Here is a 16,955-nt window from a genome sequence, read left to right as displayed (position 1 = left end):
ATTTTAAAAAAGTAATTTTAAATTAGCAAGTAACTCTTCATTACCAGATAATAAAGATATTTTATTTTTTTTAATTTTTATCATTTTGTTAATTGCATCATTAAATGCAGAAGCAATTAAATCTTCTAATATGTTTTTATTATCACATAATGCATTTTTATTAATATTAACTTTTATACAATTATATGAACCATTTATAGTAACTTTTATCAATCCAGCACCAGATTCTCCTATTATTTTAAGTTTATTTATTTCTTTTTGTATTATATTGATTTTTTCTTGAGCAATTTTAGTTTGTTTTATAAAATTATTAATATCTTCTTTATTAAACATAATTTTCTCTCTAAAAGAAAAATTTTAAAATATCAAAATAAATATATTTATTAATTATTATTTTTTAAATTTTATTTTTAAAAAAAATTTTAAAATTTAATTATAAGTTTTTTAAAAAAATATTCAATTAATATTAATTTAAAAAATATTTTTTAAATTAATATTAATTGAATATTTTTTTAAAAAACTTATATAAATCATATATTTCAATTAAATTGAATAATTTGTAATAATATTATTTCTACTCCAATTCTTTGTTCAGGATAATATAAAAGATTTTTTCTACCAGTTATTATTATTTTATAATAATTTTGAATATTTTTTCCAGAACAATTTTTTGAAATATTTATAATTCTATTAATTATATCTTTATTGAATTCTAAATTATGTATAAAATTATCTTTAAGAATTTTTTTCATTGCAATATAATGCAAAATTTTTAAAATTTCTTTTAAAAGAGAATCCCAATCTATACCATAGATTGCACATTTAGAAATTTCTTTCATTAAATTAATAATATCTTTTTTTATTAAAAATTCAATAATTAATATTGGTTGTTCAATATTGATTATTCCAATCATTTCTGATATAGAATTAAATGAAATTTTATTATTTCCTAATGCAATAGCTTGATCAGTTAAACTAAGAGCATCTCTCATACTTCCATTTGCGGAACGAGATATTAAATCTAATGATTTATTATCTATTTTTATATTTTCTGATTTTAAAATAAATTTTAAACGATCACTAATATTTTTAACATTTATACATTTTAAATGTAATTGTAAACATCTAGAAAGAATTGTTGATGGTAATTTATTTATATCACTAGTAGCAAATAAAAATTTAACATGTTGAGGAGGTTCTTCTAAAGTTTTTAATAAAGCATTAAAGCTATGACGAGAAAGCATATGTACTTCATCAATTAAATATATTTTATATTTTCCTTTAACAGGCATATATTTTATTCCACTTAATAAATCTAAAGTATCTTCTACTCTTGTTTTAGAAGCTGCATCTATTTCTATTAAGTCAATAAAATATCCTTTTTCTATTTCTTTACAATTATTACAATTATTGCATGGAATTCCTATATTATTAACATAACAATTTAATCCTTTAGCTAATAATCTTGCTAGAGTAGTTTTACCAACCCCTCTTGTACCAGAAAATAAATATGAATGATGAATTTTATTTAAAAATAAACTATTAATTAATAGTTTTATTATATGTTTTTGACCAACAACTTCATTGAAATTTTTAGGACGCCATTTTAAAGCAAGAACTTTATAAGTCATATAATTAAAAATTATTTATATTTTATTGATAAAAAATTTTATTAAATTAAAATTTTTTATATAAGAAAAATATTTAATATTTTATATATTAAAATAATTTAAATAATATATAGATTTTTTATATAAAAAAATATAAATATTATTTATTTTTTTATAAATCCTTTTTCTATTTCTTTTAATGCTATAATTGTATATTTATCATTTTTTTTATCTATAAGTGCATCTTTTTTTTTATCCTGAAGTTGACGAGCACGTTTTGCAGCAACTAAAACTAAATCAAATCTATTACCAATTTTTTCTACAGCATTTTGTACTGTAACACGAGCCATATATTTTCCCATATAAAAATTATAAATAAATTTAATAAATTAAATTGTAATTTAATCTGTTATTAATTTTTTAATTAAAGAAGAATAATATTTTTTTTGTTTATTTAGTTCAAGTTTATTAGAAAAATAAATATGTTTTAAATCTTGTAAAGCAATATTTATATCTTTATTTATGATTAAATAATCATATTCATAATAATGTTTTATTTCTTCTTTTGAATTATATATTCTTTCTATTATAGAATTTTTACTATCTTTTCCTCTTTTATAAAGTCTTTTTTCTAATTCATTTTTAGATGGAGGAAGTATAAAAATACTTTTTGTATTTGAAATTTTTTTTCTAATAGTTTGAGCTCCTTTCCAATTAATATCAAGAAAAACATCAATACCTTTTTTTAACATATTTTTAATTTTTTTTTTAGATGTTCCATAATAATTGTTAAAAATTTTTTCATATTCTAAAAAATAATTTTTTAATTTCATTTGATGAAATTTTTTTTTTGTAATAAAATAATAATGTTTTTTATTAAATTCATTTATACGTATATTACGAGTTGTATATGAAACTGAAAAATAAAATTTATATAATGATTTTATTTTAATAAATTTTTTTATAAGAGTTGATTTTCCTGCTCCACTAGGAGCAGATATAATATATAATGTTCCTAAGTTCATAATAAATTTCTTCTAATATATAAATTTTTTAAAAAATTTATTTTATAAAATTTTTATATAAAATTATATTATTAATTTATGTAAATATATAAAAATATATTTTATATTTAAAAATAAATTATAATTATTAATTTATTTAAAATTTTATAAAAAATTATATCATAAAATATTTTCATATTTATAAAAATTATTTAAATATTAAAATTTATATAAAAATTTAAAAAAAATAAAAAATTAATAAAAAATAAATATTTATATATAAATATAATAATTTATTATTTTTTATATAAAAATGTAAAATATATTATTTATTTTTTAAGATATAAATAAAAATATATTTGATTTTTTTCTAATAATTTTAAATACCATTATTTTTAATTTTTTATTACAATTATTTTTTAACATTTCAATATTTTTAATTTTTTTATTATTTAATTCAATAATTAAATCATGTTTTTTTAATCCTGAAAACCAAGCTGGTGAATTTTTAATTAAATTTTTAACTAAAACACCATCTATTCCTTTATTTGATTTTCCATTAATTAATTTAGCTCCTTCTAATTTTGGAATTGAAATTTCTTGAGAAATAAAAGAATTTTTATTTAAAATTACAAATATATTTTTTTTATATCCTTTTCTTAAAATCCCAAGTTTAATAGATTTTCCAGGCATAGTAGTACTAATTTTTATAAGTAATTCAGAAAAATTTTCTATAGGTTTATCTTCAAAAGAAAAAATTATATCTCCTGATTTAATTCCTGATTTTTCAGCAGATGAACCAATTATTACTTCACTTACAAAAATACCTTTTTGATTTTCTAATCCAATTGCTTTTGATAAATCATTAGTTATTTCTATTCCTTTTATTCCTAATTTTCCATGTTTTACTTTTCCAAAAGTAATAAGTTGTTGAATTAAATTTTTTACTATATTACTTGGAATAGCAAATCCAATTCCTATATTTCCTCCTCCTGGAGTTAAAATTGCTGTATTAATACCAATTAGTTCACCATTAAGATTAACTAATGCTCCACCTGAATTACCTCTATTAATAGAAGCATCTGTTTGAATAAAATTTTCTAAACCTTCTATATTTAATCCACTTCTTCCTAAAGCTGAAATAATTCCAGCTGTTGCTGTTTGTCCTAATCCAAAAGGATTACCAACAGCAACAGCAAAATCTCCTACATGTAATAAATCAGAATCTGCAAATTTAATTTCAGTCAAATCCTTATTACAAGGTATTTGAAGTAATGCAATATCTATTTTTTTATCATATCCAATTAATTTAGCATTAAATTCTCTTCCATCATTTAATTTAATTTTAATTTTATTTGCATCATGTATTACATGATTATTTGTAATAATATATCCTTTATTAGAATCAATAAGAACTCCAGATCCTAATCCTTGAAATGAATGAAATCCTTTATTATTTCCTGGAATATCTAATCCAAAAAAATATTTAAATTCTTTAGGTAAAAAAGAATTTGTAATAGATTTCATTCCTTTTATATGAATACTAACAACTGTTGGTAAAACTTTTTTTAACATTGGAGCTAAACTTTTTTTATATTTAAAAGAACTATTAAATTGTTCTATTTCTTTTCCAAAAGAAAAAAAACTAAATAACATACAAATTATTAATAATTTAGATATTAAAATTTTTTTAATCATATTATTCACTCTATATTTTAAATTAAATAAAAATTTTTAAAAAAATAAATATTTATTTATACTAATTAATTTATATTTTTAAATTATTTATATAATTTTTATAAATATAAAATATTATTTTATTAATATAAAAATTATACAAAAAATATAAATATATAAAAATATAATTTTATTTTAAATTTTTTATAAAATTTTAACAAATTAATTAATTTTTATAAATATAAATAAATATTTATTTTATAATAATTTTTATTAAAATTTTAATTTTAAAATAAAAATTTTTTTATTTTAAAATTAAATTTTAATTTAATTAAATTTATATGTTATATTAATATATAAAAATTTTTAAAATTTTAATAAATTTTTTAAATTAAATTTTTATTAAAAATAATAATATAACATTAAACATTAAATATAGGTTTTATCAATGAATTTTTTTTTCTCTCAAGCTATGGCTTCAAATAATACATTATCTCAAGATAATCCATATTTTTTATTAATTATTTTTTCAATATTTATTATATTATTTTATATTTTTAGTATTATTCCACATCAAAAAAAAAATAAAATACATATTAAATTAATAAAATCTTTAAAAATAGGAGATGAAGTATTAATAAATACAGGTTTTGTAGGAAAAATTTTATCTATTGGAAATGATGGATATATTGCTATATTACTTAATGATTCTACAAAAATAATTATAAAAAATGATTTAATTATTAATATTTTACCAAAAGGTATAATGAAAAAATTATTTTCTTAAAAATAATTAATAATTTTTAAGAAAAATTTTATAAATTTATAAATATATTTTTTAAAAAATTATATAAATATTATATATATTTAACTATTTTTAAAAAAAAATTAATAATATTTAAAATAAAATTTATATATTTAATTTATAAAAATTTTTATTATTTTAATAATTTTAATATTGTTAAATATTTAATAAAATATGAATATTTTATTAAATTTTATATTTTTTAAAAAAAATTAAAATAAATTAATTATAAAATTAATAATAAAATATTATTAACAAATAATTTTATTTAATTTAAATTAAATAAAATATATATAATAATTAAAAAATTTTAATTTAATTAATTTTAAAAATTTTATTAAAAATTTAATTCTTGATTAAAAATTAAATTTAAATTAAAGTTTATAAAAATATTTATAAATTTTAAAAAATCAATTAAAATTTATAAAAATTAAAAATTTTAATTAATTTTTAATTAAATTATATAATAAATATATTATTATATTAATAATATATTTTATTTAAATAAAGGAAATAATATGGCTAAAAAAATAAAAACCTATGTAAAAATTCAGGTTTCTTCAGGATTAGCCAATCCTAGTCCTCCAATTGGTCCTGCTTTAGGACAACATGGTATTAATATTATGGAATTTTGTAAATCTTTTAATTTAAAAACAAAAGATTTTGAAAAAGGTATACCTATTCCAGTAGTTATTACTATATATTCTGATAAATCTTTTGATTTTATTATGAAAACTCCTCCAGCTTCTTTTTTATTAAAAAAAGCAGCAGGAATAAAGAAAGGATCTAGTAATTCTAAAAAAGAAAAAGTTGGAAAAATAAATAATGAAGATTTAAAAAAAATTGTAAAATTAAAAGAAAATGATATGACAGGTACAAATATAGATTCAATGATTAATTCTATTATAGGAACAGCTAATTCTATGGGTATTGTAGTGGGAAAGTAAAATGATTAAATTTAATAAAAGAATAAAAAATATTAGAAAAAAAATAAATATTGAAAAAGAATATGATATTAATGAAGCTATTTTTCTTATTAAAAAAACTGCTAAAGCTAAATTTATTGAAAGTATAGATGTATCTATTAATTTAGGAATTAATACAAAAAAATCAGATCAAAATGTAAGAGGTTCTATTATCCTTCCAAAAGGAACTGGACGTATAATTAAAATTGCAGTTTTTACTCAAGGATTAAATATAGAATTAGCAAAAAAAGCTGGAGCTGATTTTATAGGAACAAATGATTTAGCAGAAAAAATTAAAAATAATAAAATTATTGTAAATTCAATTATTGCATCTCCTGATGTTATGCATATAGTTAGTAAATTAGGAAAAATTTTAGGTCCACGTGGATTAATGCCTAATCCTAAATTTGGTACTGTTACAGATAATATACAAAAAGCAATAAAAAATGCTAAATCTGGTCAAATATATTATAAAAATGATAAAAATGGAATTATACATACAATAATTGGAAAATCTAATTTTTTAAATAATGATTTAAAATTAAATTTAGAATGTTTAATTTTAGAAATAAAGAAAAATAAACCAACAAATATTAAAGGATTATATATAAAAAAAATTACTATATCTACAACAATGGGAGTTGGTATTAAAATTAATATTAATAGTTTAAATATATAAATTATATTATATATATAATATAATTATATATTTGACTTATATTATAATATAATATATAATTATAAAAAAATTATTATAAAATAAGATTATTTTTATATAAATTTATATTAAATAATTAAGTTACTTAATAAAATTTAGAATTTTAATTCTAAAATTATTTAGGAGAAAAAGCTAATGGCATTAAGCCTTCAAGACAAAAAAAATATTGTTTCTGAAGTAAAACAAGCAGCCAAAAGCACATTATCCGCTGTTATTGCAAATTTTTGTGGCATTTCTTCAATAGAAATGACAAATTTAAGAAAAAAAGCTAGAAAAAATAATGTTAATTTATATGTAATAAAAAATACTCTTATAATTAAAATTATTAAAAATACTCAATTTAAATCTTTAAAAAAATCTTGTAAAGGACAATCTATAATTGCATTTTCTAATATTCATCCAGGATCAGCAGCAAGAATTTTAAAAGAATTTTCAGAAAATAACAAAAAATTTAAAATTAAAGGAGCATCATTTAAAGGCAAATTTATATCTTCATCTAAAATTAGTTATTTAGTAAATCTTCCTACTCAAGAAGAAGCATTAATAAAATTTATATGGTCTATTAAAGATGCATCTACTGGAAAACTTATTCGATCACTCTCTTCTATTACAAACATAAATTAATAAAAAATTTTATTTTATATTCATATGGACTAATAATTTATATTCATAATATATATTTTATAATTAATAATTAATTATTTATATATTTTAAATATAAATTTTATCTAAAATGTGAATTTTAGGAATATTTTATGACATCTATTACTAAACAACAGATTATTGATACAATATCTAAAATGTCTATTTCAGACATATCTGAATTAGTTTCTATGATAGAAAAAAAATTTGGAGTTTCTTCAAATATTATACCTACAATAAATTCTGAATCTTCTAAAAAAATTGAAGAAAAAACTGAATTTGAAGTATTATTAACTAATATTGGAAATAATAAAATATCAGTTATTAAATCTGTACGAAGTTGTCTTGGTTTAGGATTAAAAGAATCAAAAGATTTAGTAGAATCAGCACCTATATCATTAAAAAGTGGAATAAATAAAGAAGATGCAAATAATTTAAAAAAATCTTTAGAAGAAGCAGGAGCTTCTGTTGAAATTAAATAAAATTAAAGAATTTATTATTTAATAATGGCTGATGATTTATAATCATCGGCCTTTTTGATATAATATATAATAAAATAAAGTTTATTTATATTAAAAATATAAATAAACTTTAAAAATTATATATTTTAAATATTTTATTTATTTAAAAAAAATATTTATTATATTATTCACTATTTTAAAATAAAGGAAATTATATTGTATATATTTTTTAAAAAAAATAAAATATATCAACTTTTAAATTAGTTTAGGAATTTTATGGTTTATTCATATACTGAAAAAAAACGTATTCGTAAAGATTTTGGAAAATTACCACAAATTTTAGATATTCCATATCTTTTATCTATTCAAATAAATTCGTTTCAAAAGTTTATTAAACCTGATTCAAAAGGACATCATGGATTAGAATCTGCTTTTAGATCAGTATTTCCAATATTAAGTTATAATGGTAATTGTGAATTACAATATGTTAATTATAATTTAAGTGAATCTGTATTTAATGTTAAAGAATGTCAAATTAGAGGTGCTACATATTCATCTCCTTTACGTGTTAAATTACGTTTAATAATTTATGAACGTGAATCTTCTGAAGGAACAGTTAAAGATATTAAAGAACAAGAAGTATATATGGGAGAAATTCCATTAATGACAAATAATGGAACTTTTATTATTAATGGAACTGAAAGAGTAGTAGTTTCACAACTTCATAGAAGTCCGGGTGTATTTTTTGATAGTGATAAAGGTAAAACTCATTCTTCAGGTAAAATTTTATATAATGCTAGAATTATACCATATAGAGGATCATGGATAGATTTTGAATTTGATCCAAAAGATAATTTATTTGTTAGAATAGATAGAAGAAGAAAATTACCAGCAACTATTTTATTACGTGCATTAAATTATGATACAACAAATATTTTACAAATTTTTTTTGAAATTGTAACTTATAAAATTAATAATAAATTATTATGTATGGAATTAGTACCAGAAAGATTAAGAGGTGAAACAGCATTATTTGATATAAAATCTAATGGAATAACGTATGTAGAAAAAGGAAGAAGAATAACAGCTCGTCATATTAAATTAATTAAAAAAAATTCTGTAAAAAATATTAATGTTCCTTTAGAATATATTTTTGGAAAAGTAGTATCAAAAGATTATTTTGATCCAAATACTGGAGAGATTATTATTTTTTCAAATACAAAATTAAATTTAGAATATATAGATAAATTAATTTCATCTGGACATAAATCAATTGAAACTATATTTACAAATGATTTAGATAATGGATCTTATATATCAGATACATTAAAAATTGATACTACAAAAAATAAAACAGATGCATTAATAGAAATATATAGAATGATGCGTCCTGGAGAACCTCCAACAAAAGAAGCAGCAGAAAATTTATTTTTAAATTTATTTTTTTCAGAAGATAGGTATGATTTATCCCCAGTAGGTCGAATGAAATTTAATAGAGCTCTTTTAAGAAAAAAAATTGATGGATCTGGAATTTTAAATAAAAAAGATATTATTGATGTAATGAAAAGATTAATTGATATTAGAAATGGAAAAGGAGAAATAGATGATATAGATCATCTTGGAAACAGAAGAATAAAATCTGTTGGAGAAATGGTAGAAAACCAATTTAGAATTGGATTAATAAGAGTAGAAAGATCAGTAAGAGAAAGATTATCTTTAGGTGATATAGATAACTTTATGCCACAAGATGTTATTAATGCAAAACCTATTTCTTCAATAATAAAAGAATTCTTTGGATCTAGTCAATTATCACAATTTATGGATCAAAATAATCCATTATCTGAAATTACTCATAAAAGAAGAATTTCTGCTTTAGGTCCTGGTGGTTTAACAAGAGAACGAGCAGGATTTGAAGTACGAGATGTTCATCCTACTCATTATGGAAGAGTTTGTCCTATAGAAACACCAGAAGGACCAAATATTGGATTAATTAATTCATTATCAGTATATGCTCAAACTAATAAATATGGTTTTTTAGAAACACCATATAGATGTGTTAAAGATTTAAAAGTAACAAATGAAATTCATTATTTATCAGCAATTGAAGAAGGAAATTTTATTATTGCTCAAGCAAATACAAAAATAGATGCATTAGGTAATTTTGTTGATAATTTTGTTACATGTCGTTATAAAGATGAATCAAGTCTTTTTAGTAAAGAAAAAGTTAATTATATGGATGTTTCTACTCAACAAATAGTTTCTGTTGGTGCATCATTAATTCCATTTTTAGAACATGATGATGCTAATCGTGCTTTAATGGGAGCTAATATGCAACGTCAAGCAGTTCCTACACTTAAATCTGAAAAACCACTTGTTGGTACAGGAATGGAAAGATCTGTTGCAATAGATTCTGGAGTAACTATTATTGCTAAAAGAGGTGGAAAAGTACAATATGTAGATTCATCTAGAATTGTAATTGATGTTAATCAAGAAGAATTTTTTTATGGAGAATCTAGTATTGATATATATAATTTAACAAAATATGCAAGATCTAATCAAAATACATGTATTAATCAAATACCATGTGTTTCTATAAAAGATTTTATTAGAAAAGGAGATGTTTTAGCTGACGGTCCATCTACTGATTTAGGAGAATTAGCTCTTGGACAAAATATGCGTATTGCATTTATGCCATGGAATGGATATAACTTTGAAGATTCTATGCTTGTTTCTGAACGTGTAATTCATAAAGATCGTTTTACTAGTATTCATATTCAAGAACTTTCATGTATCGCTCGTGATACAAAACTTGGACAAGAAGAAATTACATCAGATATACCAAATGTTGGAGAATCAGCTCTTTCTAAATTAGATGAATCTGGTATTGTTTATATTGGAGCAGAAGTTAATGGTGGAGATATATTAGTAGGAAAAGCTACACCAAAAGGAGAAACACAATTAACACCAGAAGAAAAATTACTTAGAGCTATTTTTGGAGAAAAAGCTTCTGATGTAAAAGATTCTTCACTTAGAGTTCCAAATGGAGTTTCTGGTACAATATTAGATGTTCAAATTTTTATTAGAGATGGAGTAAAAAAAGATAAAAGAACATTAGAAATTGAAGAATTACAATTAAATCAAATTAAAAAAGATTTTACTGAAGAATTAAAAATATTAGAAGAAAGTATATTTAAAAGAATTTATAAAATTTTATTATCTAATGGAATAGAAAATAGTTTAATTAATAAATTAACTCGTAAAGAATTTTTAGAATTTTCTTTAAAAACTAAATTAAATAAAAATAAATTAAAAATTTTAGTTTTTCAATATAATGAATTAAAAAAATTTTTTGAAAAAAAATTAGAAAAAAAACGTAAAAAAATTATACAAGGAGATGATCTTGCCCCTGGTGTATTAAAAATAGTTAAGGTTTATTTAGCAGTAAAAAGACAAATACAACCAGGAGATAAAATGGCTGGAAGACATGGAAACAAAGGAGTTATATCTAAAATAAATCCTATTGAAGATATGCCATATGATAAAGATGGTAATCCTGTTGACATGGTTTTAAATCCATTAGGTGTTCCATCTAGGATGAATATAGGTCAAATTTTAGAAACTCATTTAGGTATGGCTGCTAAAGGAATTGGCGATAAAATTAATAATATGATAAAAAAGAATGAAACAATTAAAGAAATAAAAAATTTTATACAAAATGCTTATAATCTAGGAAATAATATAAGAAAAAAAGTTGATCTTAAAGATTTTTCTGAACATGATTTAATATGTTTAGCAAAAAATTTAAAAAATGGAATGCCTATGGCTACTCCAGTATTTGATGGAGCTAAAGAAGATGAAATAAAAAAAATGTTAGATTTAGCTGATTTACCTACTTCTGGACAAATAACTTTATTTGATGGAAGAACTGGAGAAAAATTTGAAAGAAAAGTAACTGTAGGTTATATGTATATGTTAAAACTAAATCATCTTGTTGATGATAAAATGCATGCAAGATCTACTGGATCTTATAGTTTAGTCACTCAACAACCCTTAGGTGGAAAAGCACAATTTGGTGGACAACGTTTTGGAGAAATGGAAGTTTGGGCTTTAGAAGCTTATGGAGCAGCATATACTTTACAAGAAATGTTAACTGTAAAATCAGATGATGTTAATGGTCGTACAAAAATGTATAAAAATATTGTAGATGGTAACCATACTATGGAACCTGGTATACCTGAATCTTTTAATGTATTGTTAAAAGAAATTAGATCTCTTGGAATTAATATAGATTTAGAAGAAAATTAATTTTTTTAAAAAAACTTATAAAGTATTTTTATTAATTTAAAATTATTTTAGTTTTACTCCGACAGGAGATCCTTAGTGAAAGATTTAATTAAATTATTAAAAATTCAAAATAAAATTGAAGAATTTAATTCAATTAAGATATCTTTAGCTTCTCCAGATATGATCAGATCTTGGTCTTTTGGTGAAGTTAAAAAACCAGAAACAATTAATTATCGTACTTTTAAACCAGAAAGAGATGGATTATTTTGTGCACGTATTTTTGGACCTATTAAAGATTATGAATGTTTATGTGGAAAATATAAAAGACTTAAACATAGAGGAGTTGTTTGTGAAAAATGTGGTGTAGAAGTAACTCAAACTAAAGTTAGAAGAGAAAGAATGGGACATATTGAATTATCTTCTCCTACTGCACATATTTGGTTTTTAAAATCCTTACCATCTCGAATAGGTTTATTATTAGATATGCCTTTAAGAGATATAGAACGTGTTTTATATTTTGAATCATATGTAGTTATTGAAGCTGGAATGACTAATTTAGAAAAATGTCAAATTTTAACTGAAGAACAATATTTAGATGCATTAGAAGAATTTGGAGATGAATTTAATGCAAAAATGGGTGCTGAAGGAATTCAAAGTTTATTAAAAAATATAAATATTAAAATAAAATGTAAACAATTACGTGAAGAACTTAAAGAAATAAATTCTGAAACTAAAAGAAAAAAATTTACAAAAAGAATTAAATTATTAGAATCTTTTCTTAAGAGTAATAATAAACCTGAATGGATGATTTTAACAGTATTACCTGTATTACCACCTGATCTTAGACCATTAGTTCCATTAGATGGAGGAAGATTTGCAACTTCAGATTTAAATGATTTATATCGTAGAGTTATTAATAGAAATAATAGATTAAAACGTTTATTAGATTTATCTGCTCCAGATATTATAATTCGTAATGAAAAAAGAATGTTACAAGAAGCAGTAGATGCATTATTAGATAATGGAAGAAGAGGAAGAGCAATAATAGGATCTAATAAAAGACCTTTAAAATCATTAGCAGATATGATAAAAGGAAAACAAGGTCGTTTTCGTCAAAATCTTTTAGGTAAACGTGTAGATTATTCTGGAAGATCTGTTATTACTGTTGGACCATATCTTCACTTACATCAATGTGGACTTCCAAAACAAATGGCTCTTGAATTATTTAAACCATTTATTTATGGAAAATTAGAAGAAAAAAAATTTGCTACTACAATAAAAGCAGCTAAAAAAATGGTAGAAAGAGAAGAATCTGTTGTATGGGATATATTAGATGAAGTAATTCATGAACATCCTATTATGTTAAATAGAGCACCTACATTACATAGATTAGGAATACAAGCTTTTGAACCTGTTTTAATTGAAGGAAAAGCAATTCAATTACATCCTTTAGTTTGTGCTGCATATAATGCTGATTTTGATGGAGATCAAATGGCTGTTCATATTCCATTAACTCTTGAAGCTCAATTAGAAGCTAGAGCTTTAATGATGTCTACTAATAATATTTTATCTCCTGCAAATGGAGAACCTATTATTGTTCCATCTCAAGATGTTGTTCTTGGTATTTATTATATGACACGAGATAAAATAAATGCACGTGGTGAAGGTATGATTTTAACTGGACCAAAAGAAGCAGAAAGAGTATATCGTTCTGGAATTGCTGAATTACATGCTCGTGTTAAAGTTCGTATTATTGAATATAAAAAAATAGATAAAAAAAATTTTTTAGAAAAAAAATATATAATAGATACAACAATTGGAAGATCTATTTTATGGATGATTGTTCCTAAAGGTTTATCTTTTTCTATTTTAAATAAATCATTAGGTAAAAAAGATATATCTCATATGATAAATACATGTTATAGAGTTCTTGGACTACAACCAACAGTTTTATTTGCTGATCAAATTATGTATACTGGATTTTCATATGCAGCTCGTTCTGGAGCTTCTGTTGGTATAGATGATATGGTAATACCAGATGAAAAATTTGATATTATTAATAAAACAGAAAAAGAAGTTTCAGAAATTCAAAAACAATTTCAATCTGGTCTTGTAACTGCTGGTGAAAGATATAACAAAGTTATAGATATATGGGCTTCAGCAAATGAAAAAATTGCACGGGCTATGATGAATAATTTATCTACAATAAAAGTTTTAGATAGATTTAATAAAAAAAGATCTCAAACATCTTTTAATAGTATATTTATGATGGCTGATTCAGGTGCTAGAGGTTCTGCAGCACAAATAAGACAATTAGCTGGTATGAGAGGTTTAATGGCAAAACCAGATGGATCTATTATTGAAACTCCAATAACTGCAAATTTTCGTGAAGGTTTAAATGTATTACAATATTTTATTTCAACACATGGTGCAAGAAAAGGACTAGCTGATACAGCATTAAAAACTGCTAATTCAGGTTATTTAACAAGAAGATTAGTTGATGTAGCACAAGATTTAGTTGTAACAGAAAATGATTGTGGAACATTGTTAGGTATAACAATGACTCCTATTATTGAAGGAAAAGATGTTAAAGATACTCTACGTGATAGAGTTCTTGGAAGAGTTTTAGCAGAAGATATTTATAAACCAGGAACTTCTGATTTTCTTTTAAAAAGAAATACTCTTTTAAATGAAAAATATTGTAATATTTTAGAAAAAAATTCTATAGATTGTATTAAAGTTAGATCTGTTGTAACTTGTGATTCAGATTTTGGAGTATGTGCTAATTGTTATGGTAGAGATTTAGCTAGAGGGCATATAATAAATAAAGGAGAAGCAATAGGTGTTATTGCTGCTCAATCAATTGGTGAACCAGGTACACAACTTACAATGCGTACTTTTCATATAGGAGGAGCTGCGTCAAGATCAGCATCTGAATCAAGAATTCAAGTAAAAAATACAGGTAAAATTAGATTAATTAATTCTAAATTTGTTACAAATTTTAATAAAAAAATAGTTATTACTTCTCGTAATACTGAATTACAAATTGTAGATATATTTGGAAGAATTAAAGAAAGTTATAAAGTACCATATGGTGCTTTAATGGATAAAAAAAATGAAGATAGTGTTATAAGTGGAGAAACTGTTGCAAATTGGGATCCTCATACTGTTCCTATTATTACAGAAGTTAATGGATTTGTTAGCTTTATAGATATGATTGATGGACAAACTATTATTAGACAAACTGATGAATTAACTGGAGTATCTTCTATAGTTATATTAGATACAGCAGAACGTACTGGAATTGGAAAAGATTTAAGACCTGCTTTAAAAATTATTGATATAAATAATAAAGAAGTTTTAATTCCAGGAACTGATATACCAGCTCAATATTTTTTACCTGGTAGAGCAATTGTTCATATAGAAAATAAAACACAAATAACAACAGGAGATACATTAGCTAGATTACCTCAAGAAACAAGTGGAACTAAAGATATTACTGGTGGATTACCTAGAGTTGCAGATCTTTTTGAGGCTAGACGTCCCAAAGAACCTGCTATTTTATCTGAAATATCTGGAATAATTTCATTTGGAAAGGAAACAAAAGGTAAAAGACGTTTAATAATTTCATCTTTAAATTCTGATAAATCACATGAAGAAATGGTTCCTAAATGGAGACATTTAAATGTTTTTGAAGGAGAAAAAGTAGAAAAAGGAGATATTATTTCTGATGGTCCAGAATCTTCATATGATATACTTAGATTAAGAGGAGTACATGCAGTAACTCAATATATTGTTAATGAAGTACAAGAAGTTTATAGATTACAAGGAGTTAAAATAAATGATAAACATATTGAAGTTATAATAAGACAAATGTTAAGAAAAGCTACTATTATAGAACCAGGTGATTCTTTATTTTTAAAAGGAGAACAAGTAGAATACTCTAATATAAAATTAGTAAATAAAATTCTTATAAAAGAATCTAAAAATAAAATAATATATAATCGTGATTTATTAGGAATTACAAAGGCTTCTTTAGCCACTGAATCATTTATATCTGCTGCATCTTTTCAAGAAACAACTAGAGTATTAACAGAATCTTCTGTAGCTGGTAAACGTGATAAGCTTAGAGGATTAAAAGAAAATGTAATTATTGGAAGATTAATTCCTGCAGGAACTGGTTATTCTTATCATAAATCAAGAATAAAAAAAAGAAAAAAAATAAAATCTTCTATTATTCCAAACAAAATAAATACAAATATTACAGTTGATGAAGCTTCAGCAAATTTATCTGAGTTATTAAATTCAAATTTTTATAAAGATATTAATAAAAAATAAATATTTAAAATATATATAATTTATTTTAATATTTTACATAAAAAAATATAACAATATTATTATAATAAGAATATTGTTATATTTATATTTTAATAAAATTTAAAAATTATATTTATACAATATAAATATTAAATAAAAATTTTTTAAATAAATATATTTTACATAAAATATATTTATTTAAAAAATAATTTTTATATATTTATATAACATTTTAAAATAAATTATATAACAGAGAAGCAGGGATTTGAACCCTGGAAGAAAATATAATTTCCTTAACGATTTTCGAAATCGTTCCGTTAAACCTCTCCGGCACTTCTCTTTAAAAAATTATTTTAAATATTTTAAAAATTTTATATTTAAATTATTAATAATAAAATAATAAATTTTATATAATTTATTTTATTTATATTTAATAAATTTATTGCAAAAAAAAATATTTTATATAATAATA

The 16,955-nt window shown here is 21.3% G+C and carries 11 protein-coding genes, 1 tRNA gene and 1 pseudogene; 7 read left to right on the top strand and 6 right to left on the bottom strand.

The genetic code is table 11. From position 1 onward, the window contains the following. Window positions 1-3 precede the first annotated feature (3 nt). The 5 genes and pseudogenes from AB4W47_RS01135 to AB4W47_RS01115 all read right to left on the bottom strand — a co-directional run bounded on the left by AB4W47_RS01135 (window position 4) and on the right by AB4W47_RS01115 (window position 4,309). Entirely contained in the window at window positions 4-333 is a 330-nt protein-coding gene (locus tag AB4W47_RS01135) for a YbaB/EbfC family nucleoid-associated protein (protein WP_367670453.1), read from the bottom strand. A gap of 206 nt (window positions 334-539) precedes the next feature. After that, the gene (gene dnaX, locus AB4W47_RS01130) at window positions 540-1,631 is read right to left on the bottom strand and encodes a DNA polymerase III subunit gamma/tau (RefSeq protein ID WP_367670452.1); all 1,092 of its coding nucleotides are present in this window, start codon (window positions 1,629-1,631) and stop codon (window positions 540-542) included. A 152-nt stretch (window positions 1,632-1,783) separates the two neighbouring features. Continuing rightward, window positions 1,784-1,960 (bottom strand): annotated as a pseudogene (rpoZ, locus tag AB4W47_RS01125) (DNA-directed RNA polymerase subunit omega); the annotation flags it as partial. 51 nt (window positions 1,961-2,011) lie between these two features. Further along, window positions 2,012-2,635: a guanylate kinase gene (gene gmk, locus AB4W47_RS01120; protein ID WP_367670451.1), complete on the bottom strand. Its 624-nt coding sequence runs from the start codon at window positions 2,633-2,635 to the stop codon at window positions 2,012-2,014. Between the two features lie 315 nt (window positions 2,636-2,950). Then, window positions 2,951-4,309, bottom strand: a complete 1,359-nt coding sequence (locus AB4W47_RS01115; RefSeq protein WP_367670777.1) for a Do family serine endopeptidase — start codon at window positions 4,307-4,309, stop codon at window positions 2,951-2,953. A gap of 430 nt (window positions 4,310-4,739) precedes the next feature. On the opposite strand from AB4W47_RS01115, the gene yajC reads away from it, so the two are divergent. The 7 genes from yajC (at window position 4,740) to rpoC (ending at window position 16,504) form a co-directional block, all read left to right on the top strand. Next, complete coding sequence (yajC, locus tag AB4W47_RS01110) at window positions 4,740-5,078, top strand: preprotein translocase subunit YajC (protein ID WP_367670450.1); 339 nt, start codon at window positions 4,740-4,742, stop codon at window positions 5,076-5,078. A gap of 536 nt (window positions 5,079-5,614) precedes the next feature. Continuing rightward, window positions 5,615-6,043 (top strand): 50S ribosomal protein L11, encoded by a 429-nt coding sequence (gene rplK / locus AB4W47_RS01105; RefSeq protein ID WP_367670449.1) that lies wholly within the window; start codon window positions 5,615-5,617, stop codon window positions 6,041-6,043. Between the two features lies 1 nt (window position 6,044). Further along, a complete protein-coding gene (rplA, locus tag AB4W47_RS01100) occupies window positions 6,045-6,740 on the top strand; it encodes a 50S ribosomal protein L1 (RefSeq protein WP_367670448.1) in 696 nt (231 codons plus the stop codon). 174 nt (window positions 6,741-6,914) lie between these two features. Further along, window positions 6,915-7,403: a 50S ribosomal protein L10 gene (gene rplJ / locus AB4W47_RS01095; protein ID WP_367670447.1), complete on the top strand. Its 489-nt coding sequence runs from the start codon at window positions 6,915-6,917 to the stop codon at window positions 7,401-7,403. 131 nt (window positions 7,404-7,534) lie between these two features. Continuing rightward, window positions 7,535-7,903, top strand: a complete 369-nt coding sequence (gene rplL / locus AB4W47_RS01090) for a 50S ribosomal protein L7/L12 (RefSeq protein WP_367670446.1) — start codon at window positions 7,535-7,537, stop codon at window positions 7,901-7,903. 255 nt (window positions 7,904-8,158) lie between these two features. Then, the gene (rpoB, locus tag AB4W47_RS01085) at window positions 8,159-12,187 is read left to right on the top strand and encodes a DNA-directed RNA polymerase subunit beta (RefSeq protein WP_367670445.1); all 4,029 of its coding nucleotides are present in this window, start codon (window positions 8,159-8,161) and stop codon (window positions 12,185-12,187) included. Between the two features lie 75 nt (window positions 12,188-12,262). Then, the gene (gene rpoC / locus AB4W47_RS01080; RefSeq protein ID WP_367670444.1) at window positions 12,263-16,504 is read left to right on the top strand and encodes a DNA-directed RNA polymerase subunit beta'; all 4,242 of its coding nucleotides are present in this window, start codon (window positions 12,263-12,265) and stop codon (window positions 16,502-16,504) included. 229 nt (window positions 16,505-16,733) lie between these two features. On the opposite strand, the gene AB4W47_RS01075 is transcribed toward rpoC, so the two are convergent. Next, window positions 16,734-16,823: transfer RNA gene (locus tag AB4W47_RS01075), tRNA-Ser, on the bottom strand. Window positions 16,824-16,955: the final 132 nt, after the last annotated feature.

The sequence above is a fragment of the Sodalis-like secondary symbiont of Drepanosiphum platanoidis genome (assembly GCF_964059955.1).
In the GTDB taxonomy this organism is placed as follows: domain Bacteria; phylum Pseudomonadota; class Gammaproteobacteria; order Enterobacterales; family Enterobacteriaceae.
This window is presented reverse-complemented; position numbering and strand designations above follow the sequence as displayed.